The sequence below is a fragment of the Pseudidiomarina gelatinasegens genome (genome assembly GCF_004025325.1).
Lineage (GTDB): Bacteria > Pseudomonadota > Gammaproteobacteria > Enterobacterales > Alteromonadaceae > Pseudidiomarina > Pseudidiomarina gelatinasegens.
Window position 1 is genome coordinate 265,887 of record NZ_RSFE01000004.1, and the last position, 19,380, is coordinate 285,266.

Genomic DNA, 19,380 nt, shown 5'->3' on the forward strand with positions numbered 1-19,380 from the left:
TATGGGCGCTATTAGAAATGGTCTTAAAGAAACCGAGTAATTTACCCAAAATACTGATCAAAACGACCTATACTGTAAAAAATTACTGCTAACGAGGTTCGTCATGTTCGAAACGTGGTTCTCTCAAGCCGACGCGATATTATTGGCACGTTTTCAGTTTGCCTTCACCATCGCATTTCATATTATCTTTCCAGCATTCACTATCGGTTTAGCCAGTTACCTTGCTGTGCTTGAAGGGTTGTTCCTAAAAACCCGTAACCCAGTGTACCAAAAGCTTTATCGCTACTGGCTGAAAATATTTGCCGTGGCGTTCGGTATGGGTGTGGTGTCTGGCATTGTTATGAGCTATCAGTTCGGCACCAACTGGTCGGTGTTTTCAGATAAAGCCGGCCCTGTTATCGGCCCGCTCATGGGTTATGAGGTGCTAACAGCGTTCTTTTTGGAAGCTGGTTTCCTGGGTGTCATGCTGTTTGGCATGAACAAAGTTGGTGAGCGCTTACATTACTTTGCAACCTTAATGGTTGCAGTGGGCACCGCCATCAGCGCCTTTTGGATTTTATCCGTGAACAGTTGGATGCAAACCCCAGCGGGCTTTGCCATGAATGAGCAAGGCCAATATGTCGTTACCAGCTGGATGGAAGCCATCTTCAACCCATCTTTCCCATACCGGCTTGCGCACATGCTCCTGGCCGCTTACTTAACAACGGCATTTGTGGTGGGTGCAGTGGGCGCCTGGCACTTGCTGAAAGATAAGAGCTCACAAGCGGCGCGCAAAATGTTCTCTATGGCAATGTGGATGGCGTTGATTGTGGCGCCGTTACAAGTGTTTGTGGGTGACTTACACGGCCTGAACACACAAGAACACCAGCCAGCGAAAGTTGCTGCGATGGAGGGGCACTTTAAGTCTGAAGCTCAAGCGCCGCTATACTTATTCGGCTGGCCCAATGAAGAAGAAGCTAAAGTGGACTACGCCATAAAAATCCCAGGCTTAGCCAGTTTCATTTTAAAACACGATGTGAACGCGACAGTCACCGGCCTGGATGCTTTTCCGCGTGACGAGTGGCCGCCTGTGCCCATCGTGTTTTGGTCGTTTCGTATTATGGTTGGCATCGGCTTGCTGATGGTGTTCATTGGACTTTGGTCGGGCTATTTGAGGCTACGCAAGCAGCTTTACGATAGGCCGCTGTTGCATCGCGCCGCAGTGCTGATGGGCCCGCTTGGTTTCGTTGCCGTTATAGCTGGTTGGGTTGTCACTGAAGTGGGTCGGCAACCTTGGGTGATTCATGGGCTGTTACGAACCAGTGATGCAGCATCGCCGATTGATGCGGTAGGTGTTGGTTCCAGTTTAGTTGCCTTTATTGTCGTTTACTTTTTAGTGTTCGGCGCTGGCACCGTTTATATGCTCCGCAAAATGGCGGGTAATCCGGAATCGACGCATATTCCAAACTACGCCCGCGTGCCAATGGCCGCAGAGCGCCTTTATCACGAGGAGGGTTAACGTATGGATTACGCACTGATTTGGGCAATTCTTATTGCTGTTTCGGTATTTGCTTATGTTGCTTTGGACGGCTTCGATCTGGGTATGGGCATATTGTTCCCATGGATTAAAGAAGAAACGTACCGCGATCGCATGGTGAATAGTGTTGCCCCCGTTTGGGATGGCAACGAAACCTGGTTAGTTCTTGGCGGTGGCGGCTTACTCGCCGTGTTCCCATTGGCGTATTCGGTATTAATGCCGGCGCTCTATATGCCAGTAATTGCCATGCTGCTGGGGCTCATATTTCGTGGTGTGGCCTTTGAGTTTAGGTTTAAAAGCAAAGCCAACAAACACTGGTGGGATCGTGCCTTCATGCTTGGCTCTATGGTTGCAGCCTTTAGCCAAGGCGTGATGCTTGGCGCCATGTTGCAAGGTATTGAGGTAACCGACCGTGCTTATTCTGGCGGGTGGTTTGACTGGCTGAGCCCCTTTACTATTTTTGCTGGCCTGTCTGTGTGCGTCGGTTACGCTTTGTTGGGTGCAAGCTGGCTGGTCATGAAAACTGATGGGCCATTGCAACAACGCGCATACGAATACGGTCGTAACAGCGGAATTCTGCTGATCATGGCCATTGCAGCGGCCAGCGTGTATTTAGTTTCGTCGTTCGAGAACGTTGCCGAACGCTGGTTAACCTGGCCGGGCTCAGCGGCACTGTGGCTGGTTCCTTTTGTGTTAGCTATTGTCGGTGGCGGTTTACTCACCTCACTCACAAAACAACAAGAAGGCCGGCCTTATTTGTGGGCGTTGGGTGTGTTCTTGATTGCATTCGTAGGCTTTGGCGCCAGCATTTTCCCGTACCTTATTCCCTTTGAAATCAGCATTTGGGAAGCAGCTGCACCTGACAATAGCTTGGCATTCTTGCTGGTTGGTGCGGTGATTCTCTTACCAATAATTTTCGCTTATACGGGCTACACCTACTGGGTATTTCGTGGCAAAGTAAGTGAAGATAGTGGCTATCATGAGTAATTCGACATGGCGACGTTGGCTATGGTTTGTCGGATTATGGGCCGCCGGCGTGCTGTGCGTGACTTTAGTGGGTTTGTTGATACGTGCAGTGATTATGTAATGCGAACCGGAAGATTTAACAATGTTCAAACTCATGCAAATTGGAATTGCGGTAGCTGTATTGTTGTTAAGTGGGTGTGGCGGCAGCTCGTCTGATAGTAATCCACCCGACGGCGGCGAACCGCCCGTATCAAATAAATTAGAAACTGTGCTAAGCGGTGATTATACCGTCGAATATATCCGGCAAGACGGTAGCGCCCAAATAGCGGGAACTACCGCAGGTGTGTACTGGCGCGCAGATACCAGCGCTGATTGGCAGTTACGCTCGCCCACAACCACCGCGGTAACTGGCATTATTGTGCTGAGTGAAGGCCACTATTTGATGGCTACTGAACCGACAAGCGGTGATGCAAGCGAGCCGTACCTGCTATTTAGGAGTCAGGACAATGGCGCAACGTGGGAACCGATAACACACAATTTTGGCCGCGAGTTTAACACTAGAATATTTAACCTCGCCTATGATCATCGCACCGATCAGGTTTATGCGGTGGGTAACGCAGCAGTCGCTGTGGCAAGTCCAGCCGTCGAAGACTGGCAACTTGTAACAGGCAGCTGGGACGCGTTTGCTGCTGGCCTGCACCTGCTACTCGTTGATGACGTAAATCAAAGCGTCTGGTTTGGTGGGCAAGGCCCCATTGAAAACGGCTATTTCGGTCGGTATGACCAAACAACTGAAAATATCACCGAATGGCATGACCTATTACCCCGCCCTTCAACGTATGTAGATGGACTGATTCACCCCTTAGATACTTCAACAGTAATTCTCGGTGGTGAAGGCGGCATTGTGCTGAGCACCGACTATGGTGAAACCTGGAGCACACCCATGGGGGACGTTAACTACCGGTTTTACCGAGATATTGTTAGCACGGATGCGGGTATTTTATACACAGCAGGTTACGATAAGTTAAGCGCCGAGCAACCTCTGATCATTGAATGCAGTATCGACAATGGTCAAACATGGCTAAAGCATGACTTCTCACATGAAACGTCGCGTGGCGGCGTGCGTAGTCTCATGCTTGTATCCGATGGCGATCGCGAACTGCTTTATTTAGGTTTGCGTGACAATGGTATCAAGGCTATCGCGCTAAACGATTTAGATTGCTGACAAGAGGCACGGCCGAGCAACACATGTACATTCATCTGCCAACTGTGATCATTACGACCATTTTGCTCAACCTGCTGTTGGGCGCAGCCATGTTTGTTATCTTCAATGCTTTAAAATCACAGAAGAGCTTTCGCACCTGGGGCATCGCGTGCTTTGTTTTCGCTATAGCAAATATTTTGGCAGGGCTTCGGTTTTCTTTGGATGCGCCTTGGTTGACGGTTTTTGTTGCTGACTTGCTCATTATTCTGGTGCCCTTGCTAGCTTTGCATGGCCTACGCCAATATCAACTGCAACGCTCGGTATCAAACCGCTGGACAGCGCGCATCATGATTATCAGCGCGGTGCCATTATATTTTTTGTACCAAAATCCACTGCAAGCACAAGTGCTGACAGCATCCATTTGCGCCGCATTGTACATCTACTCCGGTGCCTACGTTCAAACCATTAAGCCAACCCCTAAATTTACCCGCCGAGCCTTGTCGGTTTTATTTCTCGTTCATGGCGTTTTACTGTTCGCTACGGCCGTTGTGGTTGCGATTGAGTCAAAGGCGTCACTGGTTATCAGCAGTGAGCAGCTCATTACGGTGCTATTAATTGCACACCTGCTGCTTACCACCGCGACCACAGTATTGTTCCCTGTATTCGTGTTTTCCCTGAACGAGCGCCGGCTACTTGAAGTGGTTAACATTGACGAACTCACGCAACTGTTTAACCGCCGCGGGTTCTTCGAGTTAGGCAGTGAGTTATTAGTTAAAAACCAGGCGCAAGCGCGGCCTTCGTGCGTCCTTATGCTTGATTTAGACAGGTTTAAGTCGATTAATGATCGCTACGGCCACGCCGCCGGTGACGCTTGTTTGCGCGATGTGGCCCGTATTATTCGCAAGCACATGCGCGAGCATGATATTGCCGCACGAATTGGTGGTGAAGAGTTTGCAATTGCCTTGGCCGATGTAGACCGCATGCAAGCCGAACAAGTGAGCCGCAGGCTCGTTGAACGCGTGGCGCAGCAAGCCTTTGAGTTTGAAGGTGAACGTATTGATTTAACGGTTAGTGTTGGCGGCATTGTCACCACCGCCAACCAGCGCGATTTAAGCGAGCTTCTCAATGATGCGGATTCTGCACTTTACGAAGCAAAATCCAGCGGTCGCAATCAATTCCGCTTCGTTTAATCGCAACACTAGGGCCGTTTGCACTAGACAATGAACGCGATTTTACCTAGAATCCCCGCCTGCTTATTCATAAGCACTTTCCCAATTAGCACCCGTAGCTCAGCTGGATAGAGCGCTGCCCTCCGGAGGCAGAGGTCACAGGTTCGACTCCTGTCGGGTGCGCCATTTTTAATGGTTCGTAGAGAAGTAGTGCTTGCTAACTAAATATTTTATGGGACCAAAATGGGACCATCTTGGGACCAAGCCATTATAAAATAAATATCTATTATAAAATTCTGACTCTTAGCTCAATCAAGCCGATAATACAGAGATACCTTTCGATTCGATAAGGCAAGTAACACTATCGTTTTTTGTCGTTTATATCTGAAAAGGAACTGATGAATTTGAGTCTACATCCAGGGCACGATGAAGCATTTTATGTATTTTGAAATGGCTCGAACGCTTAACCTCGCCTTTACTTACACTAGCTTGATCGATGTGTGACCACAAAAAAGTGTCTAATGAGCTAATTTTTAGTCCCACGGCCCCCACTTTGTATAGGCATTGAAGAACAACATACAAGACATCGGCTTCTTTTGTCCCTTTCCGCTCAAAATATGCATGAACTGATCTAACACACGGGTCATAGTTCTTAATTTCACTCAGAGTAATCATAAGCTCGTTCAATCTTTCTTGATTAATTGCGGATCGAGTAAACTGCGACGGAAGTCCTCTCAGAATTTCAACTGTAAATATCCCATTTCTAACACAGTCATCTCGTAGAGTATTTATGCCGCATTTCGGTACTCGAATGGTGTCATGTCATTGAGTGAATCGTGCGGTCGTTCGTTGTTGTATAGCTCAATCCAATCTTCGGTTATTTGCTTCACTTCGTTCAGGTTGTTGAAGATGTAGCAATCGAGTACATCATCACGATAAGTTCGGTTAAATCGTTCAATGTAGGCGTTTTGATATGGGCAACCAGGTTTAATGTAATCAATCATAATGTCATGTGCTCTTGCCCAATTTACAAACACTTCCGAGGTGAATTCGCTGCCATTATCAACCCGAATTTTCTCAGGGTAACCATGCCACTCAGCAAGTTGGTCAAGATAGCGTATGACGCGCAACGACGGCATGCTGGTTGCAATATCAATACCTAAAACTTCGCGATTAAAGTCGTCAATCACGTTAAATGTGCGGAACCTGACTTTGTTGTGCAAGCTGTCACTCATAAAGTCCATTGACCAAGACTTACCCAATGCATTCGGTGCAGCCAATGGCTCTGGGTTGCGGTTTGGCAATCGCTTTTTACCTTTGCGACGCAGGTTCAGTTTTAGCTCAGTATAAACGCGATAAACACGCTTGTGGTTCCAGCGGTGGCCTAGCTTACGAAGGCGTTTGAAGCATTTTGGGAACCCCCAACGATGATGTCTTTCAATTAACGCATTCAAGGCATCAATGATTTCATCATCATCGTTCAATTTCGGCTCGTAATAGTATGCAGTACGGCTGATGCCGACTACATCACAGCACTTTACAACGCTTGCGTCATACTGCACCTGTAACTCGCGTGCCCAGACTTTCCGTTCTGCCACAGGCGCTAAAGGTTTTTTATGATGTCTTCTTGCATCTGTGACTTGAGGCTCAACTCAGCATACATCTGCTTAAGTCGACGGTTCTCTTCTTCCAGTTCTTTTAAGCGGCGCACATCAGACGCTTCCATGCCGCCGTATTTTTCGCGCCACTTGTAAAACGTTGAATTACCGATACCGTACTTACGGCAGATATCTTTCACCGGCATACCGGCCTCGGCTTCTTTTAAAATCGCCACAATTTGGCTTTCAGTCATGCGTTTGCTCATCGTAAAACTCCTTTGCTTTAGTTTAAAAGAAATTCTACGAGCGAGCTGTATTATTTTACGGGGTAGTTACAGCCGCCCGGAGCGCTGGTCAGGCAACACAAGAAACTGGACGCCCGTTGGTGACGTTGCGCTGAATCCCTCCAATGTTGAGGAAATTAAGCGTAATACGGCGGTTGCTTAAAACAGTTTTTTTGGACAACTCGGTTGAAAAACACCGCCCACTATGTCAACCTTGTTGTCCAGTTGGCAATTTCGCCATTAGTTAATAAACAGTGGGCGGCATAGGTTCATGTATGCCACGTTATTCTGAAGAGCGTAAAGCTGCAACGCTCAAAAAATTATTACCGCCACAGAGTCGTTCTGTAAATTCTGTGGCTGATGAGGATGGGATCAGTCCGCAAACCTTGTATCATTGGTTAAAACAATGTCGTGAGCAAGGAGTTGCAGTGCCCGGACATCAAAAACAGGCTGACCAATGGTCCGCTGAAGACAAGTTAGCCATCGTTATCGAAACCGCCGGCTTATCGGAAGCCGAACTGTCGGCTTATTGCCGTGAAAAAGGGTTATTTACCGCGCAGGTCAAACAGTGGCGTACCGATTGCCTGCAGGGCTTTGGCCGCACTGCTGACAGTGAGCGCCAGGTAAAACAAGAGCGTAAAAAAACGACCAAAGAAATCAAAAAGCTTAAAGCCGAGGTTCGCCGCAAAGATAAAGCGTTGGCCGAGACCAGTGCCCTGTTGGTGCTTTCAAAAAAGCTCGAAGCCTTATACGGGGACGAACCGGACAACGAGGACGACTAACGCCGCAAAGCGAGCGTATAAGGCTACTCGATTACTTTAACGAAGCGGTTAATAACGGCGCATCCCGCCATCAGGCAGCGCATGTTATGTGCATAAGCCAACGCACGTTAAAGCGCTGGGCTAACAATCCGACGCCGGATAAACGGCCCCCTGCAACTATACCTAACCCCGATTCATTTATTTCAAGTAAGCCTATAAATATCACAAAAGCCTACATTTTTTCTCTCACCACTTATCAGTCAATTCAAGAATTTGAAGGCAAAAGATTAGCTATTCGTCGAGGGCTATCTATTGGAAATATTAGAAAAAAATTTAATGCACAATATATAAATATTGACTCTGATACGGCTTTAATTAAGTTTTTACATAAAAATAGAACGGATGGAATTATTGCGTACATAGCAGATATAAATTCAGCGTACAAAGCTCTAGAGTTGCCTCTAGATTATTACAATCAAGAGAATCCAATTCATGCATCTTTGGACGCTTTTGTCTGTCACAAAACCGAAATAAACGATAAAAAAATGAAAGAGATTAATAAAAAGATAAAAGAACTAAGCTCATCCGGAAAACTTAGTTCTTTATTAAAGTCAGTTAAATAGCTTTATTTCCTATTTCTACTAGAAGAATGGGTATGAAGCACTTTCCAATCACCATCTACTTTCTTAAATAGAAACGTTTGGAAGCCTGTTTTATCGAAGGTTTTTCCTGATTTTCTCACCTCACCCTTTACCGCTGTATCGGCAAGCGCCCAAGCAAACTCATCTTCAATATGAATTTGGATATTGGAGAAATCCAAGTTCAAGAAAACCAATGCGTCTTTTTCTGGTTCAACGTGGTGCTCTACTAAATCTGTTAAACCAACATTTTGACCGCCCGACTCAAAATACCTTGCTCCTTTGAAATCAAGAAAGTGCTTGCGAAAAGGCTTACCATCGCCATTTTCCCAACCATATTTAATTTGATGAATGATGTGAGTAATTTGCTTCTCGTCATTCATATGGCTTTTATCATGTGCATTCGAAGAAAATGCCAGCATACACAACATCGTTATTGCTACAAATTTAGTCATTTGTTGTTCTCCGTTGTTTGACCAATAAATTAATGTGACCAATGAATGTGCTTGATTTTCCATTTACCGTTTTGTTTTTCCAGCACCATTGTTTCCATGCCTTGATAGTTGCGCTCTTTACCTTTGTAAGTGCCCTTGGTGTGACTGCGCGAAGCAGAGATAGCCGTATTTCCAAGAATCGTTACTTGATGCTCAAGTGTTTCGCTCTTCATAGCTGCTAAATATTTCATATCCGACAACATATGGTGATGAGCATATTCATCAGCACTTCTTTCAACGCGGCCTCCCTCATAAATCATCACGTCACTAGCTAGTTGTGCCCTTGCAAGTTCCTTATCGCCAGTTTGAAGGGCATGACCCACTATGTCAACCTTGTTGTCCAGTTGGCAATTTCGCCATTAGTTAATAAACAGTGGGCGGCATAGGTTCATGTATGCCACGTTATTCTGAAGAGCGTAAAGCTGCAACGCTCAAAAAATTATTACCGCCACAGAGTCGTTCTGTAAATTCTGTGGCTGATGAGGATGGGATCAGTCCGCAAACCTTGTATCATTGGTTAAAACAATGTCGTGAGCAAGGAGTTGCAGTGCCCGGACATCAAAAGCAGGCTGACCAATGGTCCGCTGAAGACAAGTTAGCCATCGTTATCGAAACCGCCGGCTTATCGGAAGCCGAACTGTCGGCTTATTGCCGTGAAAAAGGGTTATTTACCGAGCAGGTCAAACAGTGGCGTACCGATTGCCTGCAGGGCTTTGGCCGCACTGCTGACAGTGAGCGCCAGGTAAAACAAGAGCGTAAAAAAACGACCAAAGAAATCAAAAAGCTTAAAGCCGAGGTTCGCCGCAAAGATAAAGCGTTGGCCGAGACCAGTGCCCTGTTGGTGCTTTCAAAAAAGCTCGAAGCCTTATACGGGGACGAACCGGACAACGAGGACGACTAACGCCGCAAAGCGAGCGTATAAGACTACTCGATTACTTTAACGAAGCGGTTAATAACGGCGCATCCCGCCATCAGGCAGCGCATGTTATGTGCATAAGCCAACGCACGTTAAAGCGCTGGGCTAACAATCCGACGCCGGATAAACGGCCCACAACAGCGCCGGTTAAACAACCGCGGCAGTTGAGCGAAGACGAAGAGCAGCGCATCCTGATGGTCTGTAATTTACCGCAGTATGCGGATTTACCGGCCTCACAAATCGTGCCGTTACTGGCCGATAAAGACGTTTATATTGGCTCTGAATCAACGATTTACCGGGTGCTGAAAAAGCACCGGCAATTAACATGATCCGTACCAGTACTTTTGGACACCGAGCTAAGTGAGTAAAATCACTTAACTCGGTGAATCATGAAAGCAAATAAAACACGCAAAGTCCACACACAAGAATTTAAAGCAGAAGCCCTGAAATTAGCTGAAAGAATAGGCGTTGCAGCGGCGGCTAGAGAACTGAAAGTCTACGAATCCCAGCTGTACAGTTGGCGGACTGCGGCGCAAAAAAAATCTAGCACGAGCGCCAGAGAAGCAGAGCAAGCCGCTGAAATTGCTCGATTAAAACGTCAATTAGCTGAACAGGCAGAGGACCTGGCCATATTAAAAAAGCAGCCTTCTTCGCGAAAGAAATAAAGTAAAGTTTGAATTCATCAAGGTCGAATCTGGCAACTACCCAATCAGGGCTCTGTGTCGGGTTATGAAGGTCAGCAAGTCGGCTTACTATGACTGGTGCAAGCGCCCGGGCAAGCTGATTGGCGCTCAAGAGCTGCAGCTTCGCCGCCGGATCAAGGAACTGTTCAAAGCGAGCAGATCCAGCTTGGGCAGCCGGAAAATGATGAAGGCACTTCGCGCGGAAGGCTTTGAAATTGGCCGATACCGGGTTCGCCGGCTTATGGATCAAATGGGCTTGAAGGTGACGCAGCGCGTGGCTTACAAAGTAACCACCAAGCGCAAACACAGCGACAGCGTAGCGGGCAATTTGCTGAATCAGAATTTCAACCCAGTGGGCCCGAATCAGATCTGGGCGGGCGATGTGACCTACTGCCGCACCGGCGAAGGCTGGATGTATCTGGCGGTTGTGATGGACCTGTATTCGCGGCGCATCGTGGGCTGGGCAATTGATAAAACGATGACCACCAGTTTGGTGCTGCGGGCTCTGATTACGGCTTACAACCTGCGCAGGCCGAGCAAGGGGCTGGTGTTCCATAGCGACCGCGGGTCGCAGTACACCAGCAAGCGGTACCGGAAGCAGCTTCAGCGTTTTGGTATGCGAGCGAGTATGGGCGACGTTGGCGCCTGCTGGGACAACGCAGTTGTTGAACGATTTTTTGGCAGCCTGAAACATGATTGGCTCTTTAAAGTGTCACAACCGACACGTGAACATATGAAAAGGGATGTGGCCGCTTACATCCGTTACTACCACCTGGAGCGACTACATTCGGCCAACGGCGGCAGGTCGCCAGTTAACCATGAATTATTGTTTAAAAATGTGTCCGGATTTAGTTGACCAGTACATCCAATGGGGTAAAGTGGTGCTGAAAAGAAGTAAATGTATGCAGTCATGAGGCTATACGCACGCGTATACGGAATTTGGCACATACCTCGAGAGGATTAGTTGTTATGAGGCAGAATCAATCAGAACATCCACACCACGTGGATCCGTCGCACACAGATGCGCCGCTCTCAGATCCCGTGTGCGGCATGCGAGTTACAGAGAATTCATCCCATCACATGGAGCATGAGGGTAAGTCTTTCTATTTTTGTAGCACCAAGTGTTTGGGTAGATTCCGTGATGACCCGGAAAAGTACCTCGATCCCACCAAGTCGGAGGAACATACAACGCCGCATGAGCCCGGCACGACGTACACTTGCCCTATGCATCCGGAGATCCTGCAAGATCACCCGGGAACCTGTCCAAAGTGTGGCATGGCTCTTGAGCCATTGATGCCCAGTCTGGATGATGATAACAATCCAGAGTTGAAAGATTTTTCACGCAGGTTCTGGTGGACGCTGCCGTTTACTGTCATCGTGACAATACTTGCTATGTTCGGCCCGCAGCTTGGCTGGTTCAGCATGAGCGTGCAAACATGGATCGAACTCGTTCTTTCAATACCGGTAGTGTTGTGGGCAGGGCAGCCATTTTTTGTACGGGGCTGGCAATCAGTAGTGAACCGCAGCCCGAACATGTGGACGCTGATAGGCCTTGGTACTGGAGCGGCGTTTATCTATAGCACTATCGCGACGATAGCACCGGGCATATTCCCTGAAACTTTCATGTCGATGGGCCGCGTTTCAGTCTATTTTGAAGCAGCAGTTGTCATTATTTCGCTGACATTGTTGGGTCAGATGCTTGAGTTGAGGGCACGCTCGAAAACATCAGCTGCCATCAAGTCCTTGCTCGGTCTGGCGCCTAAGACAGCACGGCGGATCAACAAGGATGGCACTGAGGAAGATGTGCCTTTGAATCACGTACATGAAGGTGATCGCTTGCGCGTTCGCCCTGGTGAAAAAGTCCCGGTTGACGGCACGGTAGAGGAAGGTAATAGCTCATTGGATGAGTCGATGTTGACCGGAGAGCCACTCCCCGTAAGCAAGCGGCCCGGAGACAAGGTGATTGGCGCGACGATGAATACTTCAGGCGCTCTTGTGATTCGGGCAGAGAAAGTGGGTTCTGCCACAGTGCTCTCTCAGATTGTGCAGCTCGTAGCGCAGGCGCAGCGTTCGCGCGCTCCCATGCAGCGCATGGCTGACTTGGTTGCCGGTTACTTCGTTATGGCTGTAGTGGTCATCGCCATAACAACTCTGTTCGTTTGGGGATTCTTCGGTCCGCAACCGAGCTGGGTGTACGGTTTGATAAATGCTGTTGCGGTGCTGATTATCGCTTGCCCGTGTGCGTTGGGGCTGGCCACACCCATGTCCATCATGGTGGCAACCGGCAAAGCCGCTACGCAAGGCGTGCTGTTTCGCGATGCCGCCGCGATTGAGAACTTCCGCAAAGTCGATACTCTGATTGTTGATAAAACCGGCACATTGACTGAAGGACGTCCGGCTTTTGAACAAGCAATTCCGGCAGGTGACATAACTGCCGATGAAGTACTACGTCTTGCAGCGAGCCTCGATCAAGGCAGTGAACATCCACTTGCCGACGCTATTGTGAACGCGGCGCGCGAGCGCGGCCTCACACTCAGTGCAGTCGACGATTTTGAATCAGGTAGCGGCATCGGCGTTCGTGGCCAAGTCGATAGTAAGTCGCTGGTCCTGGGCAATACAGCTCTGATGCAGCAAGACGGGATTGATGTTACCCACCTGACAAACATCGCCGACTCATTGCGCGAAAAAGGTGCGAGTGTCATGTATCTCGCCTCGGATGGCCAACTTGCAGGCCTGTTGGCTGTCTCCGACCCGATCAAACAGAGCACGCTGGAAGCAGTGCGAGATCTCCAGCAAGCGGGGATTCGTATCATCATGGCAACCGGCGATGGTATTGCAACGGCTAACGCTGTTGCCAAGGAATTGGGAATCGACGAAGTGCACGGCGAAGTCAAACCTGCTGACAAGCTTGACCTCGTCACACAGCTTCAAGCTGAAGGTTGTATTGTAGCTATGGCTGGGGACGGGATTAACGATGCCCCGGCTCTCGCAAAGGCTAACGTAGGTATCGCCATGGGGACGGGTACAGACGTTGCCATGAACAGCGCTCAGGTAACCCTGGTCAAAGGCGACTTGCGTGGAATCTCCACCGCACGGCACCTTTCCGATAGTACCGTCGCTAATATGAAGCAAAATCTGGGTTTCGCGTTTATCTACAATGCGCTTGGCGTCCCGATCGCAGCCGGTGTGTTGTATCCCCTCACGGGTATTCTGCTCTCACCCATGTTCGCCGCACTCGCAATGAGTCTCAGCTCGGCATCGGTGGTTTTCAACGCTCTCCGGCTTCGTGGCTCACGCGATTGAATGGGGCGATAACCCACGGAATGATGCTCTGATAACACAAGCTGCTGAAGAACAGATGTTTCAGCAGCTTGTGCCCCCTCATCCACCATCCGTTGATTAACGAGGCCTTAATCGATGCTGTTTCACCAGCGTATAGAATACCGGGATGACAATGAGTGTGAGGATAGTGGAAGAAATGTAAATACCCCATTTCTAACACAGTCATCTCGTAGAGTATTTATGCCGCATTTCGGTACTCAAATGGCGTCATGTCATTGAGTGAATCGTGCGGTCGTTCGTTGTTGTATAGCTCAATCCAATCTTCGGTTATTTGCTTCACTTCGTTCAGGTTGTTGAAGATGTAGCAATCGAGTACATCATCACGATAAGTTCGGTAAAATCGTTCAATGTAGGCGTTTTGATATGGGCAACCAGGTTTAATGTAATCAATCATAATGTCATGTGCTTTTGCCCAATTTACAAACACTTCCGAGGTGAATTCGCTGCCATTATCAACCCGAATTTTCTCAGGGTAACCATGCCACTCAGCAAGTTGGTCAAGATAGCGTATGACGCGCAACGACGGCATGCTGGTCGCAATATCGATACCTAAAACTTCGCGATTAAAGTCATCAATGACATTAAATGTGCGAAACCTGACTTTGTTGTGCAAGCTGTCACTCATAAAGTCCATTTGTAATCCCCCCAAAAATAGGAGTAGTTATGCGTAGAAAGTGCTAGTACTGATTGAACTCTGCTCTTGTCTTCATGGCGCTCGAAAAAATATCGACAAGTGGCTGAAGATCGAGATTCACACCAGAAACATTGGCATCGACCCACTCTTGCTGCGATATTTCAGGCCACAATACATCATAACCAAGTGCAAATAGCATTTCTTCAAAAAAGAATCGTTGCGCACGCCCATTACCTTCCCGAAATGGATGTAATAAATTAATCTCGCAGTATAAATCAGCCACATCACGCACGAAAACTTCAGGTGTTTTTGCATGTTCTAACAAAGGAATTTGGCGAAATAACCTATCCGCCTCAGCTTTGATTCTTGATGCCGTACAGAATCGAGTTGCACCTTTTGAAATATCAATTGTTCGTAACTCGCCAGCCCAATCGTATACATCCTGAAATAAATGCAGATGTAAACGCTGTAGATGCTCGAGTGTGAATTCCTGACTGCCTAATGTAGTAGCTGTGTAGGATTTATAACGTAGGGTAGTAAATTCTATTTCGGCAGCGACAAGAGTTTCCTCATCGCGAATGTTTAGCTTGTTAACCAAAACATCGGAGTCCGGGTAACAATACGGATCTTGACCAGCGCCGTACTTATTTCGCATATTTACGTTTTAAAGATGCGATAGACTGCTTTTCAAAAGACTCTTTCATTTTGAGACCTTCGTACCCAAGACTGGTCTTGAAGTTCTCAATATTAGGAACAAAGCGCTCTTGTTTATCTGAGCTGTTTTTTGTGCGTTTCATTATCATGTACCCTTAGGATGAGCCGCATAAATTATAACCTATGCAGCGCGCCTAAGCCACGTTCGAAATGGTGGAATTTTTTCCACCTAAAAACTCAGGTTTTTCCGAATATTCAGAATTTTTTGTCGCGAGGCAAAGGTCAAAAATTTAAATTTCCACGTCGGTTTTCTGTGACCACTTTTGTCATTAAATGATCTCAAAAGTGTCAATTTCGACACCAAATAAAAAATCAAAACACCGTTTAAACCCTTACCACACCTAGATTTAACGATTTACCACCGAACCCACGACTGCCCTCCGGAGGCAGAGGTCACAGGTTCGACTCCTGTCGGGTGCGCCATAATTCTATAGCCTGACATTGATAGCAAGTACTAACTTTGAGGCTTTTGTGCCGATTCTGTGCCAAAATTGTGACTTGTTAAGGTTTTGCCTCCAAGTTTCATGACCTTCGCACAACATTCTTGCTCTTAATCGATTTAGGAAGCAAATTCTGTCGTTTTCTCTTAAGCATAAACAACAATATTCAATTTTAAGCATCGTCTTTAAATAATTCCTGTGCTGTATAATACAAGCTTTGATCAAAACGACGTTCTGGACTTAACTCTTTGTGCCCGCCATTCATAATCACATTTGTGATGCTAGATAATTTCATAATTGGATTATAACGTCGAGGATGATTCATAAATCTACGAGTCATTTTACCATTCAGAGCAAATTCTTTGTCAGTCTGCAGGTTGAAAGCCATTTGAGTATAAATATTATGAATATTTACCTTATCTGTTTGTGTTAGTTCGTAAAGAATCCTTGCAAGCCTTAGCGTTGATCTATAAAGCCTTGTAACTTTCCCCACATCTCGCTCTCTTGATGCGCAATCAATAAAGGTACGGCAAATAGCAAAGTCGCTCCAAACAAAAATATCATATGCATTACCCTTATCAATAATCGGTGACTTACCCAATGTCTTCCATATTGGATGTAATAAAAAAGGTTTTTGGTAGTCTTTAAACTCTGTAAATATTTTATTTAAACACCCAATGATTTCCTCCCTTTTACTCAACATTTCAACAGTATTATCCCAATGTTGAATTGTCGAACAGGTAGGCTCTAAGATTTCCTTTAGTCTCGCTCTAAATGGTTTTATCGAATCAAAAATACCTAGCGCGGCGTAAGAAGTACTTGCAGGTCTAATCACCAACTCGGTACCCCAGTCAGACTCTCTGTCGTTTGCAGTGGTATTGTCCGGAATAACTGTAAGCTTAACTTCCAAGGCTCGAATAAATGAGTCACCGAGTTTTAGTACGAGATCAATTCCTTTAATGTCTGTCCTTGAATATTCTTGGTAAGGCTCGAATTTTGACTCGAATAAAAAACTCAATTCATTATTTGCCACATCGGTACCAAATATAAAATCAAAACCTTCTTCTCGCGCTTCTACCTGAAGCTCTTGATTCGTGCATAGGTATACAGCAGAAGTATTTGTGTGAATCGCCACTAGTTGAAAACTATTTTTAATTAATGTACCATTAAGCTGCTTATTTAGAACTGTAGGTAATGATGCTTAGACTAGGATTTTTAATACTGGTGCTTGTTGCTGTTCTGACTCAAATCAGTCAGGCGGTTGCTGATGTGCATCAATCTCACCAATCCTCTTCTGAGCAACACCTCAATTTTGAGCATGACGAATCCCACATCGATAAGCGCAATCTCCCTAAAAGTGGCGAAATCAGCTTTGACTACCATCATTGCTGTCACTGCCATGGTTCATTTCATTTATATGCCATGAAGGCTGAAAAAACTCTCGCGTTACCACGAATGGGCACAATACGTCTTGGGTATACTGAGTTTTACACTAACCCTCTATCATCTCCGCTGTTCCGGCCTCCCATCTCCTCATAACTGCCTAATAAGCTGCGTTAGCAGCGCAAGAAATCATTATTTTACGCAGTAATATGACTGAGGAGTCTATCTATGGGTCCGTTTTCGACACATAGCAAACGCTTGTTTGTTGCCGTAAGTCTGGCAATAAGTTCAAGCTACGCCAATGCACAACAGTTGCCCGAGCAATGGCAAAAAACTGTGCAGCAACACCCCAGTGTTGAAGCCGCTCAACAGCAGGCTGAAGCGCTGATCCAACAGGGCAAACAATTAAATCAGCCTTTGTACAACCCTAGCTTATCGTCACGCTTAGAGCGCGAGGGTGACATCAATAATTACGCTGTTGGTCTAAGCCAGACGCTGGACTGGAGCACTCGCAATGAAGCAAGGGCCAGTCAGAGTGACGCCATGACGGCTATGGCAGTGAGTATTTATCGCCAGTCGGCGACATCGCATGCTAAAACTTTGTTGAATGCCTATGTGCAATGGCTGGACGCAAAACAGCGTTACGCACTGGCTGAGCAGCAAGAGAAAATCGTTAAACAGGCGATAAGCCTGGTTGCCGAACGACGTAAAGCCGGTGACTTAGGTGCCGTCGACGAACAACTGACGGTACTCGCGCTAAGTCGGCAACTGCAACAAACGGCAGCGGCTTATCAACAACTGCAATCCGCTGAAGCAGAGTTAAACGCTCTGCTAACAACGTCTGATGTCGGTCAACTCTCCATTAATGAGGAGCTATTTAACGTTGAACCTGCGTTAACGGCTCGTTGGCAACAACATCCAGCGTTAAAAGCCGCTTACCTGCAATGGCAATTAAAGCGCGCCGATGTCGACTGGAAACGCTCGTTAACCACCGCCAACCCAACCGTAGGCGTCGAAGCGGGCGAGAGCGATAACGAAACAGTAATTGGCTTATCATTCAGCATTCCACTACAGGTTCGCAATAACTACAGCGATGCGGTGCGCGCAGCCAATAGCGAAGCTGTTGCTGAAGAAAAACGTTTGATTGCACTAAGGCAACAATGGCAAGCAGCACTGAAATCGTCTCTTAACAATTATCGTTTTGTGAAAAAACAGTGGCAAAGCTGGCAAAGAGACTTTCAATCTCGGCAGGATGAGTCGATGCAGGTGATTGAGCAGTCCTGGCTCGCCGGTGACCTATCCACCACAGACTACCTCACCGCTGTGCAACAGCAGCTCGATAGCCAATTTGCAGGGATAGCGCTGCAAACACAATATCGGTTGGCCGCCATTGAATGGTTGTACCGTTCGGGCGAACTCAGTAAAGCACTGACGTTATCGCCGTTAAGCCAGCCAACAAACGCAGAGATTGGAGAGTAAACGATGTCAGTAAAACCTTTATACGCAGCAATAGCACTTGCGCTGAGCTTTTCGGTTATGGCGCAGGATGAACACGGACACGACGAAAAAGAAGATACCCACAAGGAAGAAGGCAAACACGAGCAAGGTGAACATAAGGAAAGCTCAGGCGTGGAGCTATCCAGCAAGCAGCTATCCATGGCAGATATCACCACGCGAACCTTGCAAACTCAAGTCATTGAATATCCGGTTTATGCCCCGGGCGAGGTGGTTGCTAACGACTTTAATAGCTATATCGTGAGTCCGCGCATCGATTCGACCGTTCTCAAACGTTTTGTCAGTATTGGCGATCACGTCGAAAAAGGTGAGCCACTGGCAACCCTCTTCAGCGCCACCATGGCGGAGGCGCAAAGTCAGTATTTGGTCACACTTAACGAATGGCAACGCGTGCAGTCACTCGGTGAGTCAACGGTGGGTGAAAAACGCTTTGTCGAAGCGAAAAACGCCTTTACCTCAGCGCAAGCGCAACTCAAAGCATTTGGTATGTCAGCCAGCGACATTAAGCGTTTAAGTAAAGCTAACTACCCTATCGGCGAATACCAACTGACCTCAGAAATTGGCGGGATTGTGGTTAGCGATAACTTCAAGCAAGGCCAGCAAGTTAATGCCGGTAATCACTTGGTTGAAGTGCTGCAAGAAGAAACCTTGTGGGTTAATGCTCGTCTACCAGGCTCAGCTGACCTTAGTGTGCAGTTTGGTGATCCTGTTACAGTGAGTGTCGACAATCAGCGCTTTGCGGCAAAAGTCATTCAGGAAGGCCACACAATAGACCATAAAACCCGCACCCGAACGGTACGACTTGCGGTAAATAACGAAAAGGACCAATTACACCCTGGTTTATTTGCGGATGTTTATTTCTCAGTCAAGTCGGATGGACCGGTGCTTGCAGTTAAGGACTCAGCCTTAATGCGGGCCCCTGATGGTGACTGGCAGATATTCATTGAGCACGAACCCGGAAAGTTTGAACCGAAGAAAGTCGAATTGGTTGATGAAAAGGGTCCGTGGAAAGTTATTCGAGGCGTTAACGAAGGCACAAAATACGTAGACAACGGCGCGTTTTTCGTTCGCTCACAAATCGCTAAAGGCGGTTTTGACCCACATAACCACTAACAGGAGGTTG

At 47.2% G+C, this 19,380-nt stretch carries 17 protein-coding genes, 1 tRNA gene and 3 pseudogenes; 13 read left to right on the forward strand and 8 right to left on the reverse strand.

Translation table 11 applies throughout. The features are described from left to right. Positions 1-103: 103 nt before the first annotated feature. From EGC76_RS07280 to EGC76_RS07300, 5 genes are all read left to right on the forward strand, one after another. On the forward strand, positions 104-1,498 hold the full coding sequence (locus tag EGC76_RS07280) for a cytochrome ubiquinol oxidase subunit I (RefSeq protein WP_128352337.1): 1,395 nt from the start codon (positions 104-106) through the stop codon (positions 1,496-1,498). A 3-nt stretch (positions 1,499-1,501) separates the two neighbouring features. Continuing rightward, entirely contained in the window at positions 1,502-2,503 is a 1,002-nt protein-coding gene (cydB, locus tag EGC76_RS07285; RefSeq protein WP_128352338.1) for a cytochrome d ubiquinol oxidase subunit II, read from the forward strand. Between the two features lie 121 nt (positions 2,504-2,624). Then, positions 2,625-3,707 carry a beta propeller repeat protein gene (locus EGC76_RS07290; protein ID WP_128352339.1) on the forward strand — a complete coding sequence of 361 codons (1,083 nt, stop codon included), beginning with the start codon at positions 2,625-2,627 and terminating at the stop codon, positions 3,705-3,707. Between the two features lie 23 nt (positions 3,708-3,730). Next, on the forward strand, positions 3,731-4,876 hold the full coding sequence (locus EGC76_RS07295) for a GGDEF domain-containing protein (protein WP_128352340.1): 1,146 nt from the start codon (positions 3,731-3,733) through the stop codon (positions 4,874-4,876). 88 nt (positions 4,877-4,964) lie between these two features. Continuing rightward, positions 4,965-5,041: transfer RNA gene (locus EGC76_RS07300), tRNA-Arg, on the forward strand. A gap of 602 nt (positions 5,042-5,643) precedes the next feature. Here EGC76_RS07300 and EGC76_RS07310 read toward each other — a convergent pair. After that, positions 5,644-6,719, reverse strand: a protein-coding gene (locus EGC76_RS07310) for an IS3 family transposase (RefSeq protein WP_246013925.1) whose coding sequence is annotated in 2 segments (ribosomal slippage) — positions 5,644-6,470 and positions 6,470-6,719 — 1,077 coding nt in all. Because the reading frame shifts where the segments join, the coding sequence is not laid out codon by codon here. A gap of 293 nt (positions 6,720-7,012) precedes the next feature. Between EGC76_RS07310 and EGC76_RS12080 the strand changes: the two are divergent. Next, positions 7,013-7,312, forward strand: a pseudogene (locus EGC76_RS12080) (transposase); the annotation flags it as partial. A gap of 293 nt (positions 7,313-7,605) precedes the next feature. Continuing rightward, positions 7,606-8,121, forward strand: coding sequence for a type 2 periplasmic-binding domain-containing protein (locus tag EGC76_RS07320; RefSeq protein ID WP_128352342.1), 516 nt, complete (start codon positions 7,606-7,608; stop codon positions 8,119-8,121). Positions 8,122-8,123: 2 nt separating this feature from the next. Here EGC76_RS07320 and EGC76_RS07325 read toward each other — a convergent pair whose 3' ends face one another. Then, complete coding sequence (locus EGC76_RS07325) at positions 8,124-8,591, reverse strand: YybH family protein (RefSeq protein WP_128352343.1); 468 nt, start codon at positions 8,589-8,591, stop codon at positions 8,124-8,126. A gap of 29 nt (positions 8,592-8,620) precedes the next feature. Then, positions 8,621-8,947, reverse strand: a pseudogene (locus tag EGC76_RS07330) (YybH family protein); the annotation flags it as partial. Positions 8,948-9,024: 77 nt separating this feature from the next. On the opposite strand from EGC76_RS07330, the gene EGC76_RS07335 reads away from it, so the two are divergent. From EGC76_RS07335 to EGC76_RS07350, 4 genes and pseudogenes are all read left to right on the forward strand, one after another. Beyond that, positions 9,025-9,531: a transposase gene (locus EGC76_RS07335; protein ID WP_034734407.1), complete on the forward strand. Its 507-nt coding sequence runs from the start codon at positions 9,025-9,027 to the stop codon at positions 9,529-9,531. A gap of 86 nt (positions 9,532-9,617) precedes the next feature. Further along, positions 9,618-9,875: a helix-turn-helix domain-containing protein gene (locus EGC76_RS07340; RefSeq protein ID WP_128352345.1), complete on the forward strand. Its 258-nt coding sequence runs from the start codon at positions 9,618-9,620 to the stop codon at positions 9,873-9,875. A gap of 60 nt (positions 9,876-9,935) precedes the next feature. After that, positions 9,936-11,085: pseudogene (locus EGC76_RS07345) on the forward strand (IS3 family transposase). Positions 11,086-11,198: 113 nt separating this feature from the next. Continuing rightward, a complete protein-coding gene (locus EGC76_RS07350) occupies positions 11,199-13,532 on the forward strand; it encodes a heavy metal translocating P-type ATPase (protein WP_072243341.1) in 2,334 nt (777 codons plus the stop codon). A 217-nt stretch (positions 13,533-13,749) separates the two neighbouring features. Here the strand turns inward: EGC76_RS07350 and EGC76_RS07355 are convergent, their stop codons facing one another. The 5 genes from EGC76_RS07355 to EGC76_RS07370 all read right to left on the reverse strand — a co-directional run bounded on the left by EGC76_RS07355 (position 13,750) and on the right by EGC76_RS07370 (position 16,760). Further along, positions 13,750-14,205 carry an integrase core domain-containing protein gene (locus tag EGC76_RS07355; RefSeq protein WP_128352346.1) on the reverse strand — a complete coding sequence of 152 codons (456 nt, stop codon included), beginning with the start codon at positions 14,203-14,205 and terminating at the stop codon, positions 13,750-13,752. A 43-nt stretch (positions 14,206-14,248) separates the two neighbouring features. Continuing rightward, positions 14,249-14,860, reverse strand: coding sequence for a Fic/DOC family protein (locus EGC76_RS07360; protein ID WP_128352347.1), 612 nt, complete (start codon positions 14,858-14,860; stop codon positions 14,249-14,251). Beyond that, positions 14,850-15,002 (reverse strand): hypothetical protein, encoded by a 153-nt coding sequence (locus EGC76_RS11900; protein WP_164876803.1) that lies wholly within the window; start codon positions 15,000-15,002, stop codon positions 14,850-14,852. Before EGC76_RS11900 ends, EGC76_RS07360 begins: the two co-directional genes overlap by 11 nt. 529 nt (positions 15,003-15,531) lie before the next feature. Beyond that, the gene (locus tag EGC76_RS07365; protein ID WP_157980884.1) at positions 15,532-16,494 is read right to left on the reverse strand and encodes a HindVP family restriction endonuclease; all 963 of its coding nucleotides are present in this window, start codon (positions 16,492-16,494) and stop codon (positions 15,532-15,534) included. An 80-nt stretch (positions 16,495-16,574) separates the two neighbouring features. Further along, positions 16,575-16,760: a hypothetical protein gene (locus tag EGC76_RS07370; protein ID WP_006956204.1), complete on the reverse strand. Its 186-nt coding sequence runs from the start codon at positions 16,758-16,760 to the stop codon at positions 16,575-16,577. A 210-nt stretch (positions 16,761-16,970) separates the two neighbouring features. On the opposite strand from EGC76_RS07370, the gene EGC76_RS07375 reads away from it, so the two are divergent. Further along, positions 16,971-18,221, forward strand: coding sequence for a TolC family protein (locus EGC76_RS07375; RefSeq protein ID WP_006956205.1), 1,251 nt, complete (start codon positions 16,971-16,973; stop codon positions 18,219-18,221). Between the two features lie 3 nt (positions 18,222-18,224). Then, positions 18,225-19,370, forward strand: coding sequence for an efflux RND transporter periplasmic adaptor subunit (locus tag EGC76_RS07380; RefSeq protein WP_055437779.1), 1,146 nt, complete (start codon positions 18,225-18,227; stop codon positions 19,368-19,370). The last annotated feature ends 10 nt before the right edge of the window (positions 19,371-19,380 follow it).

Coding starts and splice junctions, on each gene's coding strand:
- EGC76_RS07280 (WP_128352337.1), top strand. CDS start 104: ATGTTCGAAACGTGGTTCTCTCAAGCCGACGCGATATTATTGGCACGT.
- cydB (WP_128352338.1), top strand. CDS start 1,502: ATGGATTACGCACTGATTTGGGCAATTCTTATTGCTGTTTCGGTATTT.
- EGC76_RS07290 (WP_128352339.1), top strand. CDS start 2,625: ATGTTCAAACTCATGCAAATTGGAATTGCGGTAGCTGTATTGTTGTTA.
- EGC76_RS07295 (WP_128352340.1), top strand. CDS start 3,731: ATGTACATTCATCTGCCAACTGTGATCATTACGACCATTTTGCTCAAC.
- EGC76_RS07320 (WP_128352342.1), top strand. CDS start 7,606: ATGTGCATAAGCCAACGCACGTTAAAGCGCTGGGCTAACAATCCGACG.
- EGC76_RS07325 (WP_128352343.1), bottom strand. CDS start 8,591: ATGACTAAATTTGTAGCAATAACGATGTTGTGTATGCTGGCATTTTCT.
- EGC76_RS07335 (WP_034734407.1), top strand. CDS start 9,025: ATGCCACGTTATTCTGAAGAGCGTAAAGCTGCAACGCTCAAAAAATTA.
- EGC76_RS07340 (WP_128352345.1), top strand. CDS start 9,618: ATGTGCATAAGCCAACGCACGTTAAAGCGCTGGGCTAACAATCCGACG.
- EGC76_RS07350 (WP_072243341.1), top strand. CDS start 11,199: ATGAGGCAGAATCAATCAGAACATCCACACCACGTGGATCCGTCGCAC.
- EGC76_RS07355 (WP_128352346.1), bottom strand. CDS start 14,205: ATGGACTTTATGAGTGACAGCTTGCACAACAAAGTCAGGTTTCGCACA.
- EGC76_RS07360 (WP_128352347.1), bottom strand. CDS start 14,860: ATGCGAAATAAGTACGGCGCTGGTCAAGATCCGTATTGTTACCCGGAC.
- EGC76_RS11900 (WP_164876803.1), bottom strand. CDS start 15,002: ATGAAACGCACAAAAAACAGCTCAGATAAACAAGAGCGCTTTGTTCCT.
- EGC76_RS07370 (WP_006956204.1), bottom strand. CDS start 16,760: ATGGCAGTGACAGCAATGATGGTAGTCAAAGCTGATTTCGCCACTTTT.
- EGC76_RS07375 (WP_006956205.1), top strand. CDS start 16,971: ATGGGTCCGTTTTCGACACATAGCAAACGCTTGTTTGTTGCCGTAAGT.
- EGC76_RS07380 (WP_055437779.1), top strand. CDS start 18,225: ATGTCAGTAAAACCTTTATACGCAGCAATAGCACTTGCGCTGAGCTTT.